The sequence below is a fragment of the Streptomyces sp. BBFR25 genome (assembly GCF_044590125.1).
Lineage (GTDB): Bacteria > Actinomycetota > Actinomycetes > Streptomycetales > Streptomycetaceae > Streptomyces > Streptomyces canus_D.
Map to the genome: position 1 here is coordinate 7,981,057 of NZ_CP172447.1, position 21,305 is coordinate 8,002,361.

The 21,305-nt window shown below is 73.8% G+C and carries 17 protein-coding genes; 10 read left to right on the forward strand and 7 right to left on the reverse strand.

Annotated features, from left to right (window positions below; translation table 11 throughout):
- Nucleotides 1-229: 229 nt before the first annotated feature.
- Nucleotides 230-982 carry an anti-sigma factor domain-containing protein gene (locus ACGH52_RS35810; RefSeq protein WP_210976374.1) on the reverse strand — a complete coding sequence of 251 codons (753 nt, stop codon included), beginning with the start codon at nt 980-982 and terminating at the stop codon, nt 230-232.
- Nucleotides 982-1,566 carry a sigma-70 family RNA polymerase sigma factor gene (locus tag ACGH52_RS35815; protein ID WP_210976375.1) on the reverse strand — a complete coding sequence of 195 codons (585 nt, stop codon included), beginning with the start codon at nt 1,564-1,566 and terminating at the stop codon, nt 982-984. Before ACGH52_RS35815 ends, ACGH52_RS35810 begins: the two co-directional genes overlap by 1 nt.
- A 304-nt stretch (nt 1,567-1,870) precedes the next feature.
- Between ACGH52_RS35815 and ACGH52_RS35820 the strand changes: the two genes are divergently transcribed.
- The 7 genes from ACGH52_RS35820 (at nt 1,871) to ACGH52_RS35850 (ending at nt 10,493) form a co-directional block, all read left to right on the forward strand.
- Nucleotides 1,871-2,389, forward strand: a complete 519-nt coding sequence (locus tag ACGH52_RS35820; protein ID WP_210976376.1) for a GNAT family N-acetyltransferase — start codon at nt 1,871-1,873, stop codon at nt 2,387-2,389.
- 251 nt (nt 2,390-2,640) lie between these two features.
- Nucleotides 2,641-3,666: a LacI family DNA-binding transcriptional regulator gene (locus tag ACGH52_RS35825; protein ID WP_210976402.1), complete on the forward strand. Its 1,026-nt coding sequence runs from the start codon at nt 2,641-2,643 to the stop codon at nt 3,664-3,666.
- A gap of 47 nt (nt 3,667-3,713) precedes the next feature.
- Complete coding sequence (locus ACGH52_RS35830; RefSeq protein WP_210976377.1) at nt 3,714-5,312, forward strand: FAD-dependent oxidoreductase; 1,599 nt, start codon at nt 3,714-3,716, stop codon at nt 5,310-5,312.
- Between the two features lie 100 nt (nt 5,313-5,412).
- A complete protein-coding gene (locus ACGH52_RS35835) occupies nt 5,413-7,542 on the forward strand; it encodes a hydantoinase/oxoprolinase family protein (RefSeq protein WP_399945539.1) in 2,130 nt (709 codons plus the stop codon).
- The gene (locus ACGH52_RS35840) at nt 7,539-8,177 is read left to right on the forward strand and encodes a hypothetical protein (RefSeq protein ID WP_399945542.1); all 639 of its coding nucleotides are present in this window, start codon (nt 7,539-7,541) and stop codon (nt 8,175-8,177) included. Before ACGH52_RS35835 ends, ACGH52_RS35840 begins: the two co-directional genes overlap by 4 nt.
- Nucleotides 8,178-8,180: 3 nt before the next feature.
- Entirely contained in the window at nt 8,181-9,461 is a 1,281-nt protein-coding gene (locus ACGH52_RS35845) for a TRAP transporter large permease subunit (RefSeq protein ID WP_030189789.1), read from the forward strand.
- Between the two features lie 27 nt (nt 9,462-9,488).
- Entirely contained in the window at nt 9,489-10,493 is a 1,005-nt protein-coding gene (locus ACGH52_RS35850) for a twin-arginine translocation signal domain-containing protein (protein WP_399945545.1), read from the forward strand.
- A gap of 81 nt (nt 10,494-10,574) precedes the next feature.
- Here the strand turns inward: ACGH52_RS35850 and ACGH52_RS35855 are convergent, their stop codons facing one another.
- The 3 genes from ACGH52_RS35855 to ACGH52_RS35865 all read right to left on the reverse strand — a co-directional run bounded on the left by ACGH52_RS35855 (nt 10,575) and on the right by ACGH52_RS35865 (nt 13,576).
- On the reverse strand, nt 10,575-12,149 hold the full coding sequence (locus ACGH52_RS35855; protein ID WP_399946995.1) for an MDR family MFS transporter: 1,575 nt from the start codon (nt 12,147-12,149) through the stop codon (nt 10,575-10,577).
- A 95-nt stretch (nt 12,150-12,244) separates the two neighbouring features.
- On the reverse strand, nt 12,245-12,910 hold the full coding sequence (locus tag ACGH52_RS35860) for a TetR/AcrR family transcriptional regulator (protein WP_059296681.1): 666 nt from the start codon (nt 12,908-12,910) through the stop codon (nt 12,245-12,247).
- Nucleotides 12,911-12,994: 84 nt separating this feature from the next.
- A complete protein-coding gene (locus ACGH52_RS35865; RefSeq protein ID WP_399945548.1) occupies nt 12,995-13,576 on the reverse strand; it encodes a rhodanese-like domain-containing protein in 582 nt (193 codons plus the stop codon).
- A gap of 98 nt (nt 13,577-13,674) precedes the next feature.
- On the opposite strand from ACGH52_RS35865, the gene ACGH52_RS35870 reads away from it, so the two are divergent.
- On the forward strand, nt 13,675-13,953 hold the full coding sequence (locus tag ACGH52_RS35870; RefSeq protein WP_003978241.1) for a metal-sensitive transcriptional regulator: 279 nt from the start codon (nt 13,675-13,677) through the stop codon (nt 13,951-13,953).
- A 23-nt stretch (nt 13,954-13,976) separates the two neighbouring features.
- Here the strand turns inward: ACGH52_RS35870 and ACGH52_RS35875 are convergent, their stop codons facing one another.
- Nucleotides 13,977-14,720 (reverse strand): sulfite exporter TauE/SafE family protein, encoded by a 744-nt coding sequence (locus ACGH52_RS35875; protein WP_399945551.1) that lies wholly within the window; start codon nt 14,718-14,720, stop codon nt 13,977-13,979.
- Complete coding sequence (locus tag ACGH52_RS35880) at nt 14,717-16,099, reverse strand: rhodanese-like domain-containing protein (RefSeq protein WP_399945554.1); 1,383 nt, start codon at nt 16,097-16,099, stop codon at nt 14,717-14,719. Before ACGH52_RS35880 ends, ACGH52_RS35875 begins: the two co-directional genes overlap by 4 nt.
- A 442-nt stretch (nt 16,100-16,541) precedes the next feature.
- Between ACGH52_RS35880 and ACGH52_RS35885 the strand changes: the two genes are divergently transcribed.
- Both ACGH52_RS35885 and ACGH52_RS35890 read left to right on the forward strand, forming a co-directional pair.
- The gene (locus ACGH52_RS35885) at nt 16,542-18,932 is read left to right on the forward strand and encodes a phosphoketolase (protein WP_121702434.1); all 2,391 of its coding nucleotides are present in this window, start codon (nt 16,542-16,544) and stop codon (nt 18,930-18,932) included.
- Complete coding sequence (locus ACGH52_RS35890; protein ID WP_121702433.1) at nt 18,929-21,301, forward strand: glycoside hydrolase family 65 protein; 2,373 nt, start codon at nt 18,929-18,931, stop codon at nt 21,299-21,301. The genes ACGH52_RS35885 and ACGH52_RS35890 overlap by 4 nt, the downstream gene beginning before the upstream one ends.
- The last annotated feature ends 4 nt before the right edge of the window (nt 21,302-21,305 follow it).

Genomic DNA, 21,305 nt, shown 5'->3' on the forward strand with positions numbered 1-21,305 from the left:
CTGCTCGGCGGTGATGCCCAAGTCCGCCGGGCCGTCGACGGCGCCTTCCAGCAGCATCGCCTGGCGAGTACGCCGCGTTCCCGCAGCCGGTCGACGGGCTCGCCCGGCGGGCGCCAGCAGCGCCCGGGCCACGACGCCGCGCACCCGGTCGGCGTCCGCCGTGCCGGTCGGCGTCCGCCGTGCCGGTCGGCGGAGGGCCGGGCCCGTGGGGGCGCGGCCCTCGCCCCCGTCACGTCGGCATGCTCAGCAGTGCGATCGGGTCGGAGGTCGGCTGCCGTGAGCCGCCGGACGGCTCGACGGTGATGCCCACGCCCGCCGCACCGTCGACGGCACCCTCCATCAGCACCGCCTGACGGGCGCTGCCGGGGTCCATCAGACCCGCCGGACGCATCGTGCCGTGGTCGTCGAACCAGAGCTGGTACACCTTGCCCCGCGGCGGCTGAGCCATGCCCGAGGCCAGGAAGACCGCCCGGTCCTGGCGTGCGGAGACGACCAACGTCCCGCTCGCCCCGTCGGCCAGCCGCGCCGTACGGGACCGGGCGTCCGGCGCGGCCAGCACCCCGGCGAGGGTCTCGGCCCGGCGCTCGGCCTGCGAGGCCCGCTCCCCGGCGTCCTGCGCCCGCTCGTACTGCCACACCGCCGTGCCGCCGAGGCCCGCCGCCGCGGCCAGGCAGGCGGCCAGCGCCCAGCGGGCCGGTCCGCGCCCGCGGGGCACCACACGGCGTGCCTTCTCCACGGTGCCGCCGCCCGGGGAGACCTGGCGCACGGTGGTGATGCGGTGCAGCACCCGGTCCCTGAGCGCCCGGCCGGGCACGACCGTCGCGGCCAGCCCCAGCCGGGCCGTCGCGGCGTCGAAGTCCCGGGTCTCCCGCACGCAGTCGGCGCAGTCCACCAAATGGCGTTCGAAGGCGTCCCGCTCGTCCTCGGGCAGGGCGTGCAGGGCGTAGGCGCCCGTCAGGCTGTGCAGGTCCTCGGTGCGCATCACGCGCTCACCCCCAGGCAGTCACGGAGCCGGATGAGGCCGTCGCGCAACCGCGTCTTGACCGTGCCGAGCGGCAGTGCCAGCGCCTCGGCCACCTGCCGGTAGGTCAGGCCGCGGTAGTAGGCGAGGGTCACGGACTGGCGCTGGATCTCGGTCAGGGTGCGCAGACAGCGCCGCACCTGCTCCCGCTCCAGCCGGGTCTCGACCTGCTCGGTCACCTCGTCGTACTCGGGCGTCCGGTCGAGCAGGGCGGCCTTGTGGTCGCGGGCCGCGGCGGCCTCCACCGACCGCACCCGGTCCACGGCCCGCCGGTGGGCCAGAGTCAGGATCCAGTTGACCACCGTGCCGCGCTCGGGCCGGTAGCGGGGCGCCGTGCGCCACACCTCGACCAGCACCTCCTGCGCGACCTCCTCCGACTGCGCCTGGTCGCGCAGCACCGCCCGGGCGACCCCGAGCACGGACCCCGCCACCGCGTCGTACACGGCGGCGAAGGAGTCCTGGTCGCCCAGGGCCACCTCACGGATCAGCTGCTGCAGATCGGGTCGGGACGCTGGGTTTCTGCCGATGTGTACGGCTTCCTTCACGACGGTTGCTCCAAAGGACGGCGAGGGACTGGGATGTCCCCGCGTAATCCGGGGCCGCGCTGCCCGCGGATTGGTCCAGGGCCCCGGGAAGCCGTGGTGAACGCGCCCCGCGCACACCCTGCCACGGGTACAGTGGCTCCGTTCGCGTTCGATCGGGCTCCACTGGAGCGGGAAGACAGGGAGGTGAGGTTGATGACCGTGCTCGACGCTGCCCTTCGCGGCGCCCGGATCTCCCTCGCGCTCCGTGCGGCGGCCTGACCCCGCATCCCACGAACGCACACCGGAAAAGGACCTCAGTCCCGTCATGTCTTCTTCTCGTACCTGGACCACCCGCGCCGAGACCGGCGCCGACGTTCCCGCCATCCGTGACATCGTCCGCGCCGCCTTCCCCACCCCTGAGGAGGCCGCCCTCGTCGACGCGCTGCGCGCCGACGCCGGGGCGTGGATCGAGGGCCTGTCCCTCGTCGCGGTGGACGACGCCGACCGCCCGGTCGGCCACGCCCTGCTGACCCGCTGTCACATCGGGGACAGTCCGGCGCTGTGCCTGGCACCGGTCGCCGTCCGGCCGACGCACCAGAACACCGGCGCCGGTACGGCCGCCGTCCGGGCCGCGCTCGCCGCCGCCGAGCGCCTCGGCGAGCGCCACGTCGTCGTCCTCGGGCACCCGGAGTACTACCCCCGCTTCGGCTTCTCGCGGGCCTCCGCCCACGGCATCGGGCTGACCATCGACGTCCCGGACGAGGCCCTGATGGCCCTCACCCTGGACGCCGCCCACCCGCTGCCCGCCGGCACCGTCCGGTACGCGGCACCGTTCGGCATCTGATCCGACACTCCGGGTGGCGGCGGGAGTCTCTTCCGCCGCCACCCGGCATTTCCTGAGCACAACCCCTTGACCCGAGGCCCGCAGTCCTTCACATTGCTTGTTAATGCGCATTAGGTAATGCGCATTAACAAGCAATGTGCGCGACGGAGCGACGGAGAGGAGCGGTGGTGGCGAAGGAAGCCGCAGGGCGGGCGAGGCCGGGGAGGGCTCCCGCGCCGGCCGGCCGGCGGGCCCGGCCGAGGCAGGCGGAGGTGGCCCGGCTCGCCGGTGTCTCCCAGGCGACGGTGTCCCTGGTGCTGTCCGGCCGCGACATCGCGACCGGCCGGCCGATCTCGGCGGAGACCCGCGCGAAGGTCCTGGACGCCGCCCACAGCCTCGGCTACGTCCCCGACCCGGCCGCCAGCCGACTCGCCGCCGCCCGCAACAACCTGCTCGGCGTCTTCAGCTTCACCGCTACCTTCCCGACCGACGTGCGGCACTCGTACTACCCGTTCCTCGTCGGCGTGGAGCAGGAAGCCGCCGCGCAGGGCTACGACCTGGTGCTGTTCACCGGGTCGAGCACCGGGGGAGCGGGCGCCCAGGGAGCGGGCGCGCTCAACCGCGTACGGCTGGCCGACGGCTGCCTCTTCCTGGGCCGCCACGCCCCCGCGGACGAACTGCGCCGACTGGTCGCCGACGACTTCCCCGTCGTCCACGTCGGACGGCGCGACGAGCCCGAGGGCCTCGCCTGGGTGGGCGCCGACTACGTCAGCGCCAGCCGCGAGGTCGTCACCGCGCTCGCCGGGCTCGGACACCGGCGCGTCCTCCTCGTCCGTGAGGACGACGACGCCCCCGCCTCCACCGACCGTGAACGCGGCTTCCTGGACGGGCTCGCGGCGAGCGGCCTGCCCGCCGGACCCGACGCCGTCTTCCGCTCCGGCGACCCGCGCGGCGACCTCACCGCCGACCGGGTCCGCGCCTGGGTGGCCGACGGCGTCACCGCCTTCGTCGCCGAGGAGACCGACACCGGCGCCGCCTGGCGGGCCCTGCGCGCCGCCGTCGACGCGGCGGGCCTGGACTGCCCCGGCCAGGTGTCGCTCGCCCTGCTCGGCAGCCCGCCCGCCGACCTCGCCGACGGACCGGCGCCGATGGGCTTCGACATCCCGCGCCCCGAGCTGGGCGCCGAGGCCGTACGGCTGCTCGCCGCCCGGATCGCGGGCGGACCCGCCGAGGGCACCCTCGTCGCCTGCGCCTTCCGGCCGGGCGCGACCGCGGGCCCACCCCCGGCCGCCCCTTGAACCCACCCCGCCCACAGCACCGACCGCACCACCTAAGGAGCAGCAGCGTGATACCGGAACCCGACATCCTCGTCGTCGGCGGCGGCCTCGGCGGCGTCGCCGCGGCGCTCGCAGCCTGCCGGGCCGGCCGCAGTGTCGTCCTGACCGAGGAGACGGACTGGATCGGCGGCCAGCTCACCAGCCAGGCCGTGCCGCCCGACGAGCACCCGTGGGTCGAACAGTTCGGCACCACCGCCTCCTACCGGCGACTGCGCGAGGGCATCCGCCAGTACTACCGCCAGTGGTACCCCCTGCGCGCCGAGGCCGCCGCCCTCACCGACCTCAACCCGGGCGCCGGCCGGGTCAGCAAGCTCTGCCACGAGCCGCGCGTCGCCCTCGCCGTCCTGGAGGGCATGCTCGCCCCGCACCGGGCCGCCGGTCGCCTCACCGTCCTCACCGAGCACCGGCCGGTGGCCGCCGAGGCCGACAACGATGTCGTGCGCGCCGTCACCCTGGAGGACCTCCGCGACGGCACCCGCCGCACCGTCCCCGCCCGCTACGTCCTGGACGCCACCGAGACCGGCGAACTGCTCCACCTCGCGGGCGTCGAGCACGTCAACGGAGCCGAATCGAGGGCGGAGTTCGACGAACCGCACGCCCCCGAGCAGGCCCAGCCGGGCAACCAGCAGGGCATCACCGTCTGCTTCGCCCTCTCCCACCACGAGGGCGAGGACCACACGATCGACCGCCCCGCCGACTACGACTTCTGGCGCGACTACAAGCCCGACTTCTGGCCGGGACCGCTGCTCGGCTTCGAGGCCCCCGACCCGCGCACCCTGGAACCGGTGCCGCGCACCTTCGAACCCAACCCCGACCTCGACCCGCTGGCCGTCAGCGCCGACCAGAGCGCCGACGCGGGCGACAAGGAACTGTGGGGCTTCCGCCGCATCCTCGCCCGCAAGCTGCACACCGACGGCGCCTTCGACTCCGACATCACCCTCGTCAACTGGCCGCTCAACGACTACTGGCTGAAGCCCTACATCGGCCAGGAGGCCGAAGCCCTGCGCGAGGCACGGCAGTTGTCCCTGTCGGTGCTGTACTGGCTGCAGACCGAGGCGCCCCGCACCGACGGCGGCACCGGCTTCCCCGGGCTGCGCCCGCGCCCCGACGTGACCGGTACCGCCGACGGCCTCGCCAAGGCGGCCTACGTCCGCGAGTCCCGCCGTATCAAGGCCGTCACCACCGTCACCGAGCACGACGTCTCCATCGACCTGCTCGGCCCCTACGGCCGCACCCGCCACCGCGACTCGGTGGGCGTCGGCAACTACCGCATCGACCTGCACCCCTCCACCGGCGGCGACGGCTACGTCGACATCGGCTCCGTCCCCTTCGAGATCCCGCTCGGCGCGCTCGTCCCGCGCCGGGTGCGCAACCTGCTGCCGGCCGGCAAGAACCTGGGCACCACCCACATCACCAACGGCTGCTACCGCCTGCACCCGGTGGAGTGGAACGTCGGCGAGGTCGCCGGAGCCCTCGCCGCCCACTGCCTCGCCGAGGACGTCGAGCCGCACCAGGTGCAGGCCGAGGACAAGAGGTTCGAGGAGTTCGCCAGGGTGCTCGACCGCGACGGCGTACAGCGTCACTGGCCCGACGTCAGGGGCTACTGAACGACCCCGCGCGGAACGGGAGTCGGGCGGGGCAGCACCACCTGCCCCGCCCGGTGACCGCCCGCGCGTGGACCGACCCAGCACAAGGAGGTGCCCGGACATGACCACCCACCGCATCCGCGTCGGCATCGACGTGGGCGGAACCTTCACCGACGCCGTGGCGGTCGACGCCACGACGCTCCGGCTCGTGGGCCAGGTGAAGGTCCCCACGAGCCACCATCACGAGGACGGTGTCGCACACGGCATCGTCGAGGCCCTGGACCGGCTGCTGAAGCAGACCGGACACGCACCCGCCGACGTGGCCTTCCTGGCACACGGCACGACCCAGGCTACCAACGCCCTGCTGGAGGGCGACGTCGCCACCGTCGGCCTGCTCGGCATCGGCACCGGCGCCGGGACGTACTTCACCCGCAGACTCGCCACGCTCGCCAAACTCGAACTCACCCCCGGCAAGCGGCTCCCGCTGCACTACGCGCACGTGCCCGACCCCGAGGACGCCACCGCCGTACGGGCCGCCGTCGAACAGCTCACCGCCGCCGGTGCCCAGGCCCTGGTGGCCAGCGAACCCTTCGGCGTCGACCGCCCCGAGGGCGAGGACGCGGTCGCCGACGCGGCCCGCACCACCGGCCTGCCCACCACCGCCGCGCACGAGATCACCTCCCTGTACGGGCTGCGCAAACGCACCCGCACCGCCGTCGTCAACGCGGCGATCCTGCCGCGCATGCTGGCCACCGCCGACCTCGTCGACGCCTCCATCACCAAGGCCGGGGTCACCGCGCCGCTGATGGTGATGCGCTGCGACGGGGGAGTGATGTCCCTGGACGAGATGCGCCGCAGGCCCCTGCTGACCGTGCTGTCCGGTCCGGCCGCCGGTGTCGCCGGCGCGCTGATGCAGGAACGCGTCAGCGAGGGCGTGTTCCTGGAGACCGGCGGCACCTCGACCGACATCAGCGTCGTCAAGCGCGGCAAGGTCGCGGTCCGGCACGCCGTGCTGCTCGGCCGGACCTCCTACCTCAACGCCCTGGACGTGCGCACCGTCGGCGTCGGCGGCGGCTCCATGGTGCGCGTCTCGGGCGGCCGGGTCACCGGCACCGGTCCGCGCAGCGCGCACATCGCCGGGCTGCCGTACGCCTGTTACGCCGACCCGGCCGACCTGCGGGACGCGAAGCTGACCACCACCAGCCCGCTGCCCGGCGACCCCGCCGACTACGCCGTCCTGGACGCGGCGGGCGGCCGGTTCGCGCTCACCATGACCTGCGCCGCCAACGCCCTCGGCCGCGTCCCCGAGGGCGACTTCGCCCACGCCGACCCCGGCACCGCCCGCGCCGCGCTGGCCCCGCTCGCCGCCGCCCTCGGCACCGACGTGGACACCGCCGCCGCCCGGCTCCTGGACGCCGGCACCGACCAGGTGCGGGCCGTCGTGGACGACCTGGTGCGCGAGTACCGCCTCGACACCGACACCGCCGTCCTGGTCGGCGGGGGCGGCGGCGCCGCCTCGGTCACCCCGCACCTGGCCGCCCGCTCCGGCATGACCGGCCGCATCGCGCAGCACAGCGAGGTCATCAGCCCCATCGGCGTCGCCCTCGCCCTGGTGCGCGAACAGGTCGAGCGGATCGTGCCGGGCGCCACCCAGGAGCAGATCCTCGCCGTCCGCGCCGAGGCCGAACGCGCCGTGGTCGCACAGGGCGCCGCCGCCGACGGCGTCGAGGTCGAGGTCACCGTCGACCCGCAGACCAACGTCGTACGCGCCATCGCCACCGGCGCCACCGAACTGCGCACCCAGGACCGGGCCCACCGCGCCGACGACGCCGAGCGCCTGCGGCTGGCCGCCACCAGCCTCAAGACCGACCCGTCGAAGGTGCACGTCCTCGCGGGCACCCCCGCCCACACCGTGTACGGCACCGAGGTCCACCGCCGCTTCAGGCCCGTCCGCCACCCGGTCCGGGTCGTCGACGCCGACGGGGTCGTCCGCCACCACGCCCCCGACGCCCGGGTCGAGGCGACCACCGTCGCCGCCGCCCCCGAGGTGCTCGCCAAGCTGGTCGCCGAGAACACGTCCTACGGCGACGGAGGCGTCCGCGCCCCCGCCGTACGACTGCTGCTCGGCTCCCGCATCGCCGACCTCTCCGGTGTCCTGGACCCGCAGCCGCTGCTCGCCCTGGCCCGCAGCGAACTGCGCTCCCGCGCCGCCGACGAACCGGTGGTCGCCGTACTGGAGGTGCGCGAGTGACCGTCAAGAACGCTCCCGTGCGGGCGGACCTCGCCGCCACCGACGACATCGGGTGGGCGGTGCGGCTGCTGGCCGCCACCCCGACCCACGAGCACCGCGACCCGGACCTGTTGCGCCGGTGGGCGCGGGCGGCCGACGCGTTCGGCTCCGCCCTCGCGCCCGTGGCGTGCGAGGCCCGGATCGTCGAGCGCGACGGCGGCCTGGAACTCGGGCTGCTCGCCCGCTACACCTCCAGACCGCCCACCGTCGAGCTGTACACCGACACGGTCGAACTCGCCGAACGGGTCGTGGACGCCCGCGGCTGGCGCCACTGGTACCCGCCCGGGTCCGTACGGGCGGCCGCCCTCGCCCACGAGGCGGTGCACGCCCACCTCCACCACGGCCCCGCGAAGGCCGCCCTGAAGCGCGCCCTGGGCCACAGCGCCCTGCGCCTGGGCCGGTTGCGCGTTGCCGGTCATGTCGCCGGGGCCGAGGAGGTGGCCGCGCACGCCTACGCCCGCACCGTCTGCGGACTGGGCCGCAGCCCCCTCCTGCTGACCGCCGCCCTGGCCGCCGAAACCGAGACCGAGACCGAAACCGGCTCCGCGACCGGGAGCACCTCATCACCCGCACGTGACGCAAGAAGAGAGAACTGACCCATGGGTGTCGTCATCCTCCTCGTCATGGCGGCCGGCGTCGCCGCGATGCTCACCCGCAAGCTGCCCACCGCCTTCGCGCTGGTGCTGCTGGCCGTGGTCATCGCCTTCCTCTCCGGCGCGCCCCTGACGGGCAAGAACAGCGTCCTGGACACGGTGCTCCAGGAGGGCGCCCCGGCGCTCGCGGCGACGATGGTCGCCATCATCCTCGGCTCCTGGCTCGGCAAGCTGCTCGACGAGACCGGCATCGCCGGCACCCTCGTCCGCAAGATCGTCGAGTTCGGCGGCGACCGGCCCACCGTCGTCGCCCTCGGCGTCCTCGCCGTCTCGGCGCTCGTCGGCACCGTCACCGGCTCGGCACCGGCCGCGATGCTGGCCGGCATCATCGGCATCCCCGCGATGGTCGCCGTCGGCGTGCCCAAGGTGACCGCCGCGGGCACGGTGCTGATGGGCATCGCGGTCGGGGTCCCCTTCGAACTGCCCGTCTGGCAGTTCTTCTCCACCGCGCTCGACCTGCCGGTCGACACCGTCCGCGGGTTCATGGTGAAGCTGTTCCCGTTCGCCCTGGTCGCCGCCGTCGCCTACGTCGTCATCGAGAACCGGCGGCGCGGCACCGAGCACGCCTGGTCGCTCAAGTCGGTCTCCGCCCGCCCGGCCCCGCGCCGCGAACGCCTCGGCGACGCACCCTGGTACGCGCTGCTCGCCCCCGTGATACCGCTGGTCCTGGCCCTCGGCCTGGAGGTGGCCATCATCCCCTCGATGCTGGCCGGTGTGCTCTACGCGCTGGTCACCACCACCCGGCCCGGCGAGATGAACAAGCGCCTGCTGCGCACCCTGTACGGCGGCTTCGAGGTGGCCGCGCCGCCGCTCGCCCTGTTCGTGGCGATCGGCATCCTGCTCGCGGCCGTCAAACTCCCCGGCGCGGTGGACGCCCTGGAGCCGCTGGTGAAGGCGGTCAGCCCGCAGAACCCGGTGCTGTTCGTCATCGTCTTCACCGTGCTGGTGCCGCTGTGCCTGTACCGCGGCCCGCTCAACGTGTTCGGGCTCGGCGCGGGCATCGCGGGCGTCCTCATCGCCACCGGCATCTACCCGGCCGTCGCCGTCCTCGGCATGGCCACCTCGTACAACCAGGTCTTCGGCGTCGCCGACCCCACCAGCACCCAGACCGTGTGGGCCGCGCAGTACGCGGGCGTCAGTCCGCAGCAGGTCATGGTCCGCACCCTGCCCTACGTGTGGCTGGTCGCCCTCGGCGGCATGTGCGTCACCGCAGCCCTGTACCTGTGACCTCCCCCCCCTCTCCCAGGAGTCGACATGCACGAGCCGCACCTCGACCGCCGTCTGTTCCTGAAGGGCACCGCCGTCACCGGCGCCGCCCTCGCCCTGGGCGCCGGCGCCGCGCCCACCGCCTCCGCCGCACCCGGCGGCTTCCCCGACTACACCTACGTCCGCACCCTGCTGACGCCGTCCAAGCTGGCCTACAACCCCACCGGCGAGATCATCTTCCCGACCGTCCGGGGCGTCTACGACCGGCTGCCCGCGAGCGGCCGGCTGGGCCGCTACTACCTCTACTACGCCCCGCACGACGCCCCCGGCGGCATCTGCCTGGCCTACGGCGACTCGCTGGAGGGCCCGTTCACGGAGTACCCGGACAACCCGATCGTCTCCCACACGTGGTCGCCGCACTACTCCGTCAGCCACGTCTCCTCGCCGCACGTGATGTGGCACGCCGGGAACAAGGAGATGTGGCTGTACTTCCACGGCGAGAACACCACCACCAGGCTCGCCCGCTCCTCCGACGGCATCCACTTCACCTACGACAAGGTCGTGCTGAACACCTCGATGCTGCCGTCCGGCACCACCGAGACCTCCTACGCGCGGGTCTTCCCGCACGAACTGCCCTCGCGCGGCGCGCACTACGTCATGGTCTTCATGGTCAACAACACCACCAACCACCGCGACATCGGCTGGGGATGGTCCGCCGACGGACGCACCTGGACCTTCTCGCAGGAGCCCCTGGTGCGCCACGGCGACGTCGGCGCGGTCAACGTCGGCGGCCCGCACCTGCTGCACCGGAACAACAGCACGTACGTCGTCTACAACAAGGACAAGGAGAGCGGCGGCGACCTGATGATCACGGAGGTCGGCAACGACTTCTCGCTCCGCAGGCACCTCGGCGTCTTCTACGACTCCCGTGGCTCCGCGCCGGAGAACGGCCGCGCGGCCTCCCCGTCCTTCGGCACCGACCGCGGCGTCCCGTACATGATCTACGAGGCGGGGGAGCGGCTGGCCGGTGCGATCGCGATGGCCCGCGGCTGACCCCGGTACGCCGCCGCACACGGCAGCGGGGCCGCCCGTCCGGATCGGACGTGCGGCCCCGCTGTCTTCTCGCCGGGTGGCTCAGGCGACGGGCGCCGGGTCCTTGTCGGTCGGCGCGGCACCGCCCTCGCCGGCCTCCTCGGCCAGGCGCTCCATGCCGCTGGTGGTCTTCAGCGGCTTCTCCTTGATGAACACGACCGCGACCAGCGCGAGCACCGCGAACGGCGTGGCGATCAGGAACAGGTCGGCCGTGGCCACGGCGTAGGCGTGCTCGATGATCGTCCGCATCGGGCCGGGCAGCGTGGACATGTCCGGGACGCTGCCCTCGCCCGAACCGCCGCCACCGCCGGGGACGGTGACGCCCGCGGCGCTGAGCCCCTTGGCCGTCTCGCTGGCGACCCGGTTGGCGAGGATCGCGCCGAGGACGCTGACGCCGATGGTGCCGCCCATGCTGCGGAAGAACGACAGCACGGAGGTCGCGGCGCCCAGCTCGGTGGCGGGCACGTCGTTCTGGGCGGCCAGCACCAGGTTCTGCATCAGCATGCCGACGCCGACGCCGAGGATCGCCATGTAGAGGCTGAGCAGGCCGAAGTGGGTCTTCGCGTCGATGGTGGCCAGCAGCGCGAGACCGACGGCCATGATCAACGCGCCCGCCACCAGGTACCGCTTCCACTTGCCGGTCCGGCTGATCACCTGTCCGGCGACGGTGGAGGACACCAGCAGGCCGAGGATCATCGGCAGGCTCATCAGACCCGCGACGGTCGGCGACTTGCCGAGGGAGATCTGGAAGTACTGCGAGAGGAAGACCGTCCCGCCGAACATGGCGACACCGACCAGGAGACTGGCGACGGTGGTCAGGGTGACCGTGCGGTTCCTGAAGATGTCGAGCGGGATGACCGGCTCGGCGGTGCGGGCCTCGACGAACACCGCCGCGACCAGCAGCAGCACGCCGCCGCCGGCGAGGGCACCGGTCTGCCAGGACGCCCAGTCGAACTCGTTGCCGGCCAGCGACACCCAGATCAGCAGGGCGCAGACACCGGCGACGATCAGGAACGCGCCGAGCCAGTCGATGCGCACCTCGCGCTTGACGGTGGGCAGGCGCAGGGTGCGCTGCAGCAGGGCGATGGCGAGCAGGGCGAACGGCACGCCGATGAAGAAGCACCAGCGCCAGCCCAGCCACGAGGTGTCCACCAGGACGCCGCCGACCAGCGGTCCGGCCACGGTGCCCACGGCGAAGACGGCACCGAAGATGCCGGCGTACTTGCCCAGCTGGCGGGGCGGGATGACGGAGGCCATCACCACCTGCGCGAGCGCGGTCAGACCGCCCGCGCCGATGCCCTGCACCACCCGGCTGAAGATCAGCAGGCCGACGCCGTGCGAGAAGCCGGCCAGCAGCGAGCCGACCACGAACATGCTCAGCGACAGCTGGAGCAGCAGCTTCTTGTTGAAGAGGTCGGACAGCTTGCCCCACAGGGGCACCGTGGCGGTCATCGCCAGCAGTTCGGAGGTGACGACCCAGGTGTAGGACGACTGGCTGGCGCCCAGGTCGGCGATGATCGTGGGCAGCGCGTTGGCCACGACCGTGCCGGCCAGGATCGCGACGAACATGCCGGCCATCAGGCCCGACATGGCCTGGAGTATCTGCCGGTGGGTCATCGAGGTGGGAGGCGCGTCGGCGGGCGCCTGAGCAGCGGTCACGGCATCTCTTTCGTGTGGTGGGTCCTGGTGGGGTCGCGAGCCCGGCGCGGAGGCTACGCGGGGGGTGCCGGGAGACCGGCGGCGAGGAGGGTGAACACCTCGTGGAAGACGTCGAGGAAGGCGGCTTCCTCCTGGTGGGCGGACCAGTGGTCCATGCTGGTGCGCACCGCGGCGCCCGCCACCGCGGCCAGCAGCCGCGGGTAGAGCCCCGATCCGGGACCGGGGCCCGGCCCGGGTGAGCCGGCGTCCGGGTCGCCGACCCGGCGCAGTCGCTCGGCGATGGCGTCGGCCAGGTCCGCCTCGGCCGCCATGTGGGCCCCGACGCCCCGCGCCAGCAGGTGCGGCGAGGCGTGCAGGACCTTGGCGTGCAGCCGCCACAGTTCGTGCTGCTGCTCCGCCTCGGCCAGCTCCGCCGCCATGGCCTCGCGCAGGGCCGCCAGCGGGGAGAGATCGGCCGGTGCCTCCAGGACGGCGCGCCGCATGCGTGCGCCCGCGTCCGCGTCGACCACCACGAAGGCGTCGTCGCGGCTCTCGAAGTAGTTGAAGAAGGTACGCACGGACACCCCGGCCGCGGCGCTGATCGCCTCGACGGTGACCTTCTCCGCCCCGTGTTCGGCGGCGAGCCGTACCGCGGCCTCGGCCAGAGCGGCACGCGTGGCCCGCTTCTTCCGCTCCCGCAGTCCGCCCCCCGCGGCACCCTTCTCCGACATAAGTTGCATGGTATGCAAAGATGCACGACATGCAAAATTAGCGGGCGCCGTCCCCAGTCGGGGATCGGCGCCCGTCGTCGTGGCGCGTGCGGCTCAGGCCGCCAGTCGTGCCAGCGTCTCCTCGAAGGGGACAGCTCCGCCGGGCCGGTTGTGGGGCAGCCTGGCCAGCGCCGAGGCCATGCCGCAGGTGCCGGTCAGTCCGGAGAAGACCAGTCCGGCGCCGATCGCACCGGACAGCCAGTGCGCGGGGCGCCAGAAGCGGCCCGCCACGAAACCGGCGGCGACGAGCGATCCCGCGGCGAGGCGCACCTGCCGGTCCATGGGCCACGGCGTACGCGCCCCGGCCGCACGCTCCACCGGGTGACCGGCCGCCGCCCAGGCGTGCGTGCCGCCCTCCAGCGTGGCGGCCCCGACGCCCCGCGCGGCCAGTCGCGCGCAGCCCTTGGCGGACCGGTTGCCGGAGGCGCACACGAGCAGCAGCGGCCCGCGCGCGGAGGCGGCCGCCAGGGCCTCGGCGGCCTCGTCGAGCCGCTCCAGGGGAACGTTGTGCGCGCCGGGCAGGTGGCCGCCCGCGTACTCGCCGGGGGAGCGGACGTCGACGACGGTGAACTCGGTGAGGCGGGCCGCCGCCTGTCCGGTGGTCAGGGCGGTGGCGGGTTCGACGGGAGTGATCACGGAAGGAAACCTTTCTCGTTGCTCGCCCCCCGCACGGTAGGATACCCGCGGGGGTATGTGGGGATCGGTGAGGTAGTGGGTGGAGGAGAGGGAGAAGCGTGGAACTCGACATGTCGGCCGACGAACTGAAGTCGGCGCTGAACCGGCTGCGGCGCGCCCAGGGGCAGCTCGCGGGCGTCATCCGGATGATCGAGGAGGGCCGCGACTGCGAGGACGTGGTCACCCAGCTCGCCGCCGTCTCCCGGGCCCTGGACCGGGCCGGTTTCTCGATCATCGCCACGGGGCTGCAGCAGTGCATGACCAGTGACGACCCCGAGGTCCGGGACTCGGCGCAGATGCGGGCCCGGCTGGAGAAGCTCTTCCTCTCCCTGGCCTGACGCGCGCGGAGCGTGACGGCGGATCACAGCACCGCCGTCGCGCCCATCGCCACGGCGACGGCGAGCAGCAGGGCACCGAAGACGCGCCGAAGTGTCCCGGCGGAGACCTTCGCTGCCAGCCGCCTGCCGTCCCACGCGCCGAGGACCGCGGCGGCCAGGAACGGCAGGAGCAGCGCGAGGTCCAGGTGCACGGCGGCATACGCCCGGCCCGCGAGGGCCACCAGCCCGTTGGCGGCCACCACCAGCAGACTCGTGCCCACCGCCGCGCTCATCGGCACCGCGAGCACCGTCAGCAGCGCGGGTACCGCCAGGAAGCCGCCGCCGACCCCGAGGAACCCGGTCACCGCGCCGAGCCCGGCACCGGCCCCGGCCGCCCGGACCCCCGAGACGGTGCCGCTCCCGCCGGGAGCGCTCCGGCGCAGCATGTGCAGTCCGGCCAGGGCGGCCACGGCCGCGAACAGCAGCGTCAGGACCGCCGCCGGGAGCCGCGCGGACAGGGCCCCGGCCCCGGCGGCGGGCAGCAGGCCCGCCGCCGCGAACAGCAGTCCGGCCCGCCACCGCACGGCCCCCGCCCGGGCGTGCGCCACCAGCGCGGTGACCGACGTGACGACCACGACGACGAGGCTCGCGGTGGTCGCCGCCGCCGGGGTGAAGCCGAGCAGGTAGATGAGCGCGGGCACGGTGAGGATGCTGCCGCCCGCCCCCAGCGCGCCCAGGGACACACCGGCCACGCCGCCGGCGAGCACGGCCAGGATCAGAGGCGTCATGCGGCGGTGGCGTCCGAGGGGGTCACGAGCGGCAGGCCGGCGTCGGCCGCCGCGGCGAAGCCGTCGTCGACCGCGACCACCTCGCGGCCGGCGGCGTCCAGCACCGACGCGGCGACCGCCGCGCGCATCCCGCCCGCACAGTGCACCCACACCGTGCCCGGCGGCACCTCGGCCAGGCGCCGGTGCATCTCGTGGACCGGCACGTGCACGCTGCCCCTCACCCACCCGTGGGCGCGTTCCGCGGCCCGGCGCACGTCCACGACCACCACGTCCTCGTCGTCCCGCCGGGCCGCGGCCAGCTCCGCGAACGTGGCGCGCCGGAACGAGGCCGGACGGTGCCCCGCCGCGACCCAGTCCGCCGGGGAGCCCACCGCCGCCGCGGCCGGGCGGTCGATGCCCACCCGGGCCAGTTCGCGCTGGGCGCGGGCCAGGTCGTCCGCGTCGTGCGCGAGCAGCGTCACCGGCCTGCCCCACGGGATCAGCCAGGCCAGATAGGTCGCGAGCTGTCCGTCGACCTCGAAGTTGAGCGACCCGGCGACATGACCGGCGGCGAAGGCCACCCGGGAGCGCAGGTCCACGACCCACTCCCCGGCGGCCAGGCGCCGGGCTATCTCGTCCGCGTCCGCGCGCCGGGGCTCGGTCAGGTCCAGGGGAGCGGGCCCTTCGGTGTTCACCGGCGCCATGTGGGCGTAGTACGCGGGCACGTCGTCCAGCCCCGCCAGCAGCTCCCGGACGAAGGTCTCCACGTCCTGGACGAGCGCCGGGTTGGCGCTCCGCTCGGCGCCGATGGTGCTGTGCTCGCCGCCGGAGGCGGTGGAGGAGCAGAAGCTGCCGAAGCCGTGGGTGGGCAGCACGCTCACCCCGTCCTCCAGCTGGTCCGCGAGGCGGTGCGCGGACGCGTGCTGCGCGCGGGCCAGCTCCTCGGTCAGCCGCGGCTCCACGAGGTCGGGCCGGCCCACGGTGCCGATCAGCAGCGAACCCCCGGTGAACGCGGCCACCGCCCGCCCCGCCTCCCGGAGCACGTACGAGGTGTGGTGCGGGGTGTGGCCCGGTGTGGCCACCGCGCGCAGGCTCAGCCCCGCGTCGACCGGCTCCACGTCGCCGTCGGCCACCGCCACGCGCGCGTACGCCACCGCCGCACCGGCCGGCACCAGGTAGCGGGCGCCGGTGAGGCGGGCCAGCTCCAGTCCGCCGGTGACGTAGTCGTTGTGCACGTGGGTCTCGGCGACGGCGGTGATCCGCACCCCGCGCCGGGCGGCCGCGGCGATGACGCGGTCGATGTCCCGCGGCGGATCCACGACCACGGCCGAGCCGGGACCGCCCGCCAGGTAGCCGCGGTTGCCCAGGGACTCGGTCTCCAGGACGTCGACAAAGAACACGGCACGCTCTCCTTCCGGAATTACCCCCCGGGGTATCTTTCCCGGCCACCGTAACAGATATACCCAGGGGGGTATATCTCACGTCTGCGGTCACGGTGCCGCGGGCCCGCCCGGGCGGCCGTCCCGCAGCCGGGCCGCGAAGTTCCGCGGGATGCGGGCAACTCCTGTGTGAGCCGCCGAAGTTGGGGTACACGCTGCGCCAGCACGGTCGTCACCGGGGTCGGCGCCGGTGACGGCCGTGCTGTTCCCGTCACGCAGCGCCGTTCCCGTCATGCATCGCCGCCCGCCGTCGGCGGCCCCGGCGCTCCGTGACCCGTTCGGAACGCCACGTGACCCGAACGGCCCTCTCGGGTACCCGCCCGGTCGGCGCAGGGTTGGGATGTGCACGGGCACTCCGTGCCCGCGCGCCCCGACCGGCTGTCCCGACACGGAAGGACCACCGATGTCCGTCGACACGCAGCAGGCGTCCCCCGAGCTCACCGACGCGGAGCTCGCCGGCCTGGACGCCCACTGGCGCGCCGCGAACTACCTCGCCGTCGGCCAGATCTACCTGATGGCCAACCCCCTGCTGGCCGAACCCCTGCGCCCCGAGCACGTCAAGCCGCGCCTGCTCGGCCACTGGGGCACCTCACCCGGCCTCAACCTGGTCCACACCCACCTCAACCGGGTCGTCAAGGCCCGCGACCTCGACGCCCTGTGCGTCTGGGGACCCGGCCACGGCGGGCCCGCCGTCCTGGCCAACGCGTGGCTGGAGGGCTCGTACACCGAGACCTACCCGGACATCACCCGGGACGCGGCCGGCATGGCCCGGCTGTTCAAGCAGTTCTCCTTCCCCGGCGGCGTACCGAGCCACGTCGCGCCCGAGACACCGGGCTCCATCCACGAGGGCGGCGAGCTGGGCTACGCGCTCTCGCACGCCTACGGCGCCGCCTTCGACCACCCGGACCTGGTGGTCGCCTGCGTGATCGGCGACGGCGAGGCGGAGACCGGCCCGCTGGCGACGTCCTGGCACTCCAACAAGTTCCTCGACCCGGTGCACGACGGCGCCGTCCTGCCGATCCTGCACCTCAACGGCTACAAGATCGCCAACCCGACGGTGCTCGCCCGCCTCCCCGACGGCGAGCTGGACGAACTCCTGCGCGGCTACGGCCACGACCCCGTCCACGTCACCGGCGACGACCCGGCCACCGTCCACCGCGCCATGGCCCGCGCCATGGACACCGCCCTGGACCGCGTCGCCGCGATCCAGCGGGCCGCCCGCGAGGAGGGCGCCACCGGCCGCCCCCGCTGGCCGATGATCGTCCTGCGCACCCCCAAGGGCTGGACCGGCCCCGCCGAGGTCGACGGACTGCCCGTGGAGAACACCTGGCGCGCCCACCAGGTGCCCCTGTCCGAGGTGCGGACCAACCCCGAGCACCTCGCGCAGCTGGAGCAGTGGCTGCGCTCCTACCGCCCCGAAGAGCTGTTCGACGACGCCGGAGCCCCGCGGCCCGCCGTCCTCGCCGCCGTCCCCGAGGGGCCGCGCCGCCTGGGTGCCACCCCCTTCGCCAATGGCGGCCTGCTGCTGCGTGAGCTGCCCGTGCCCCCACTGGAGAAGTACGCCGTGCCCCTCGACGAACCCGGCGCGAGCACGCACGAGCCCACCCGGGTCCTCGGCGACCTGCTCCGGGACGTCATGGACGCCACCGCCGACCGGCGCGACTTCCGGCTCGTCGGCCCCGACGAGACCGCCTCCAACCGCCTCCAGGCCGTCTACGCCGCCAGCGGCAAGGCCTGGCAGGAGCGGACGCTGCCCGTCGACGAGGACCTGGACCGGCACGGCCGCGTGATGGAGATCCTGTCCGAACACACCTGCCAGGGCTGGCTGGAGGGCTACCTCCTCACCGGCCGGCACGGACTGTTCTCCTGCTACGAGGCGTTCGTCCACATCGTCGACTCGATGGTCAACCAGCACATCAAGTGGCTCCGGGTGACCCGCCGCCTGCCCTGGCGCGCGCCCATCGCCTCCCTCAACTACCTGCTCACCTCGCACGTGTGGCGCCAGGACCACAACGGCTTCTCCCACCAGGACCCCGGCTTCGTCGACCACATCCTCAACAAGAGCCCCGAAGCCGTACGCGTCTACTTCCCGCCGGACGCCAACACCCTGCTCTCCGTCGCCGACCACGCCCTGCGCAGCCGCGACTACGTCAACGTGATCGTCGCCGGCAAACAGCCCTGCTTCGACTGGCTGACCATGGAGCAGGCGAAGGCCCACTGCGCGCGCGGCGCCGGCATCTGGGACTGGGCCGGCACCGAGGACGGCAGCCGCGAACCCGACGTGGTGCTCGCCTGCGCGGGCGACGTGCCGACCCAGGAGGTGCTGGCCGCCGCCCAGCTCGTCCGCCGCCACCTGCCGGAACTCGCCGTGCGCGTGGTCAACGTCGTCGACATCGCCCGCCTGCTGCCCAGCGGCGAACACCCGCACGGCATGAGCGACTTCGAGTACGACGGACTGTTCACCGCCGACAAACCGGTGGTCTTCGCCTACCACGGCTACCCCTGGCTGATCCACCGGCTCGCCTACCGGCGCAACGGCCACGCTCACCTGCACGTGCGCGGCTACAAGGAGATCGGGACCACCACCACACCGTTCGACATGGTGGTCGGCAACGACATGGACCGCTACCGCCTCGTCATGGACGTCATCGACCGCGTGCCCGGCCTCGCCGTGCGCGCCGCCGCCGTACGGCAGCGGATGGAGGACGCCCGGCTGCGCCACCACGACTGGATCCGCGAGCACGGGGTGGACCTGCCCGAGGTCGCCGACTGGGCCTGGGCGGGCTCGCGGTGACCGCGACCCCCTCGACCTGGGACTACGACCACTACGACCCCGCCGAGGAACGGCTGCGCGAGTCCCTGTGCACCCTCGGCAACGGCTACTTCGCCACCCGCGGCGCACTGCCCGAGTGCGCCGCCGACGACGTGCACTACCCCGGCACCTACGTGGCCGGCTGCTACAACCGGCTCACCTCCGCCGTCGCGGGGCGCGAGGTCGAGAACGAGGACATGGTCAACCTCCCCAACTGGCTGCCGCTGCGCTTCCGGACCGCCGGAGGGGACTGGCTCACGCCCGACACCGCCGAGGTGCTCGACCACCGCCAGACCGTGCACCTGGACTCGGGCGTCCTGGAACGCCTCACCCGCTTCGGCCTCGACGGGGAGCGCGTGCTGTCCGTGCGCCAGCTGCGCCTGGTGCACATGGCCGACCCCCACCTCGCCGCCCTGCGCACGGAGTTCACCGTCGAGGGCGCCCCGGTGGACCTGGAGGTGGAGGCGGCCCTCGACGGCGGCGTCACCAACTCCGGCGTGCCGCGCTACCGGGACCTCGACGGCCACCACCTCACCCACGTGCAGACCGACAGCGCCGACGACACGGTGTGGCTGCGCTGCCGGACCCGCACCTCGGACATCCGGATCGGCATGGCCGCCCGCACCACCGCTCACGCGCCGGTCACCGCGGCCCGTGAGCACCTGTGCGTCACCCAGCGCACGACCCTGCGCGCCGAACCGGGACGCACCGCCACCGTCGACAAGGTCGTGGCCCTGCACACCTCACGCGACCCGGCGATCAGCGACCCGCTCCAGGCCGCCGTCGACCGGGTGGCCGAAGCCCCCGGCTTCGACGGCCTGCTGGTCAGCCATCGCACCGCCTGGGGCCAGTTGTGGCGGCGCGCCGAACTGGACGTCCCCGGCGAGGCGGGCAGCATCCTGCGCCTGCACCTCTTCCACGTGCTGCAGACCCTCTCCCCGCACACCGCCGACCTCGACGTGGGCGTACCGGCGCGCGGACTGCACGGGGAGGCCTACCGCGGCCATGTCTTCTGGGACGAGCTGTTCGTCCTGCCCTACCTCAACCTGCACTTCCCGGAGGTCTCCCGCGCCCTGCTGCACTACCGGCACCGCCGCCTGGAGAAGGCCCGGACCGCGGCCCGCGCGATCGGCAGGCGCGGCGCGCTCTACCCCTGGCAGAGCGGCAGCGACGGCCGCGAGGAGACCCAGCAACTGCACCTCAACCCGCGCTCGGGCCGCTGGCTCCCCGACCACTCCCACCTCCAGCACCACGTGGGGTCGGCCATCGCGTACAACGTGTGGCAGTACTGCGAGGCGAGCGGCGACGCCGAGTTCCTGCACACCAAAGGTGCCGAGATGCTCCTGCAGATCGCGCGCTTCTGGGCCGACTCCGCCACCTGGGACGCGCGGCTCGGACGGCACCGCATCCGGGGCGTCGTCGGCCCCGACGAGTACCACGAGGGCTACCCCGGCGCCGACCGGCCGGGCCTGGACGACAACGCCTACACCAACGTCACCGCCGCCTGGGTCCTGTCCCGCACCCTGGAGGTCCTCGACGACCTGCCGCTGCCCCGCCGCCGCGAACTCGTCGAGCGGACCGCGCTGGACGACACGGAACTGGAACAGTGGGACAGCGTCTCCCGCACCCTCCACGTCCCCTTCCACGAGGGCGTCGTCAGCCAGTTCGAGGGCTACGGCGACCTCGCCGAACTCGACTGGGCGGGCTACCGCGAGCGGTACGGCGACATCCGGCGCCTCGACCGCCTCCTGGAGGCCGAGAACGACAGCGTCAACAACTACCAGGCGTCCAAGCAGGCCGACGTCCTCATGCTGGGCTACCTGTTCTCCCCGGCCGAACTCAGGTCGCTGTTCCGGCGGTTGGGCTACAGCCTCGACGACCGGACCTGGCAGCGCACCGTCGACCACTACCTGGCCCGCACCAGCCACGGCTCCACCCTCAGCGGACTCGTCCACGGCTGGATCCTGGCCCGCGCCCGCCGCGCCGAGGCCTGGACGTACGTCCAGGAGGCGCTCAAGGGCGACGTCGCCGACCTCCAGGGCGGCACCACCGGCGAGGGCATCCACCTGGGCGCCATGGCGGGCACCCTCGACCTCGTCCAGCGCGGCCTGACCGGCCTGGAGACCCGGGCGGGCGCCCTGTGGCTGGACCCGGTGCCGGCGCCGGAGCTGTCGTCGTACGGCTTCTCCGTGCGCTACCAGGGCCACTGGGGGGTGCGGTTCCGGCTGGAGCACGGCCGGCTGGAGATCGCCGTGCCCGCGGCCGGGCCGCTGCCGATCGACGTCCGGCTGCCGGACCGCGAGGTGCGTCTCCAGCCGGGCGACACCTGCCGGCTGGCGCTGCCGGACTGACCGG

Excerpts from the sequence above, each read along its gene's own strand:
- ACGH52_RS35810 (WP_210976374.1), bottom strand. The coding sequence starts at position 982 with ATGCGCACCGAGGACCTGCACAGCCTGACGGGCGCCTACGCCCTGCAC.
- ACGH52_RS35820 (WP_210976376.1), top strand. The coding sequence starts at position 1,871 with ATGTCTTCTTCTCGTACCTGGACCACCCGCGCCGAGACCGGCGCCGAC.
- ACGH52_RS35835 (WP_399945539.1), top strand. The coding sequence starts at position 5,413 with ATGACCACCCACCGCATCCGCGTCGGCATCGACGTGGGCGGAACCTTC.
- ACGH52_RS35845 (WP_030189789.1), top strand. The coding sequence starts at position 8,181 with ATGGGTGTCGTCATCCTCCTCGTCATGGCGGCCGGCGTCGCCGCGATG.
- ACGH52_RS35850 (WP_399945545.1), top strand. The coding sequence starts at position 9,489 with ATGCACGAGCCGCACCTCGACCGCCGTCTGTTCCTGAAGGGCACCGCC.
- ACGH52_RS35855 (WP_399946995.1), bottom strand. The coding sequence starts at position 12,149 with ATGACCCACCGGCAGATACTCCAGGCCATGTCGGGCCTGATGGCCGGC.
- ACGH52_RS35860 (WP_059296681.1), bottom strand. The coding sequence starts at position 12,910 with ATGCAACTTATGTCGGAGAAGGGTGCCGCGGGGGGCGGACTGCGGGAG.
- ACGH52_RS35875 (WP_399945551.1), bottom strand. The coding sequence starts at position 14,720 with ATGACGCCTCTGATCCTGGCCGTGCTCGCCGGCGGCGTGGCCGGTGTG.
- ACGH52_RS35885 (WP_121702434.1), top strand. The coding sequence starts at position 16,542 with ATGTCCGTCGACACGCAGCAGGCGTCCCCCGAGCTCACCGACGCGGAG.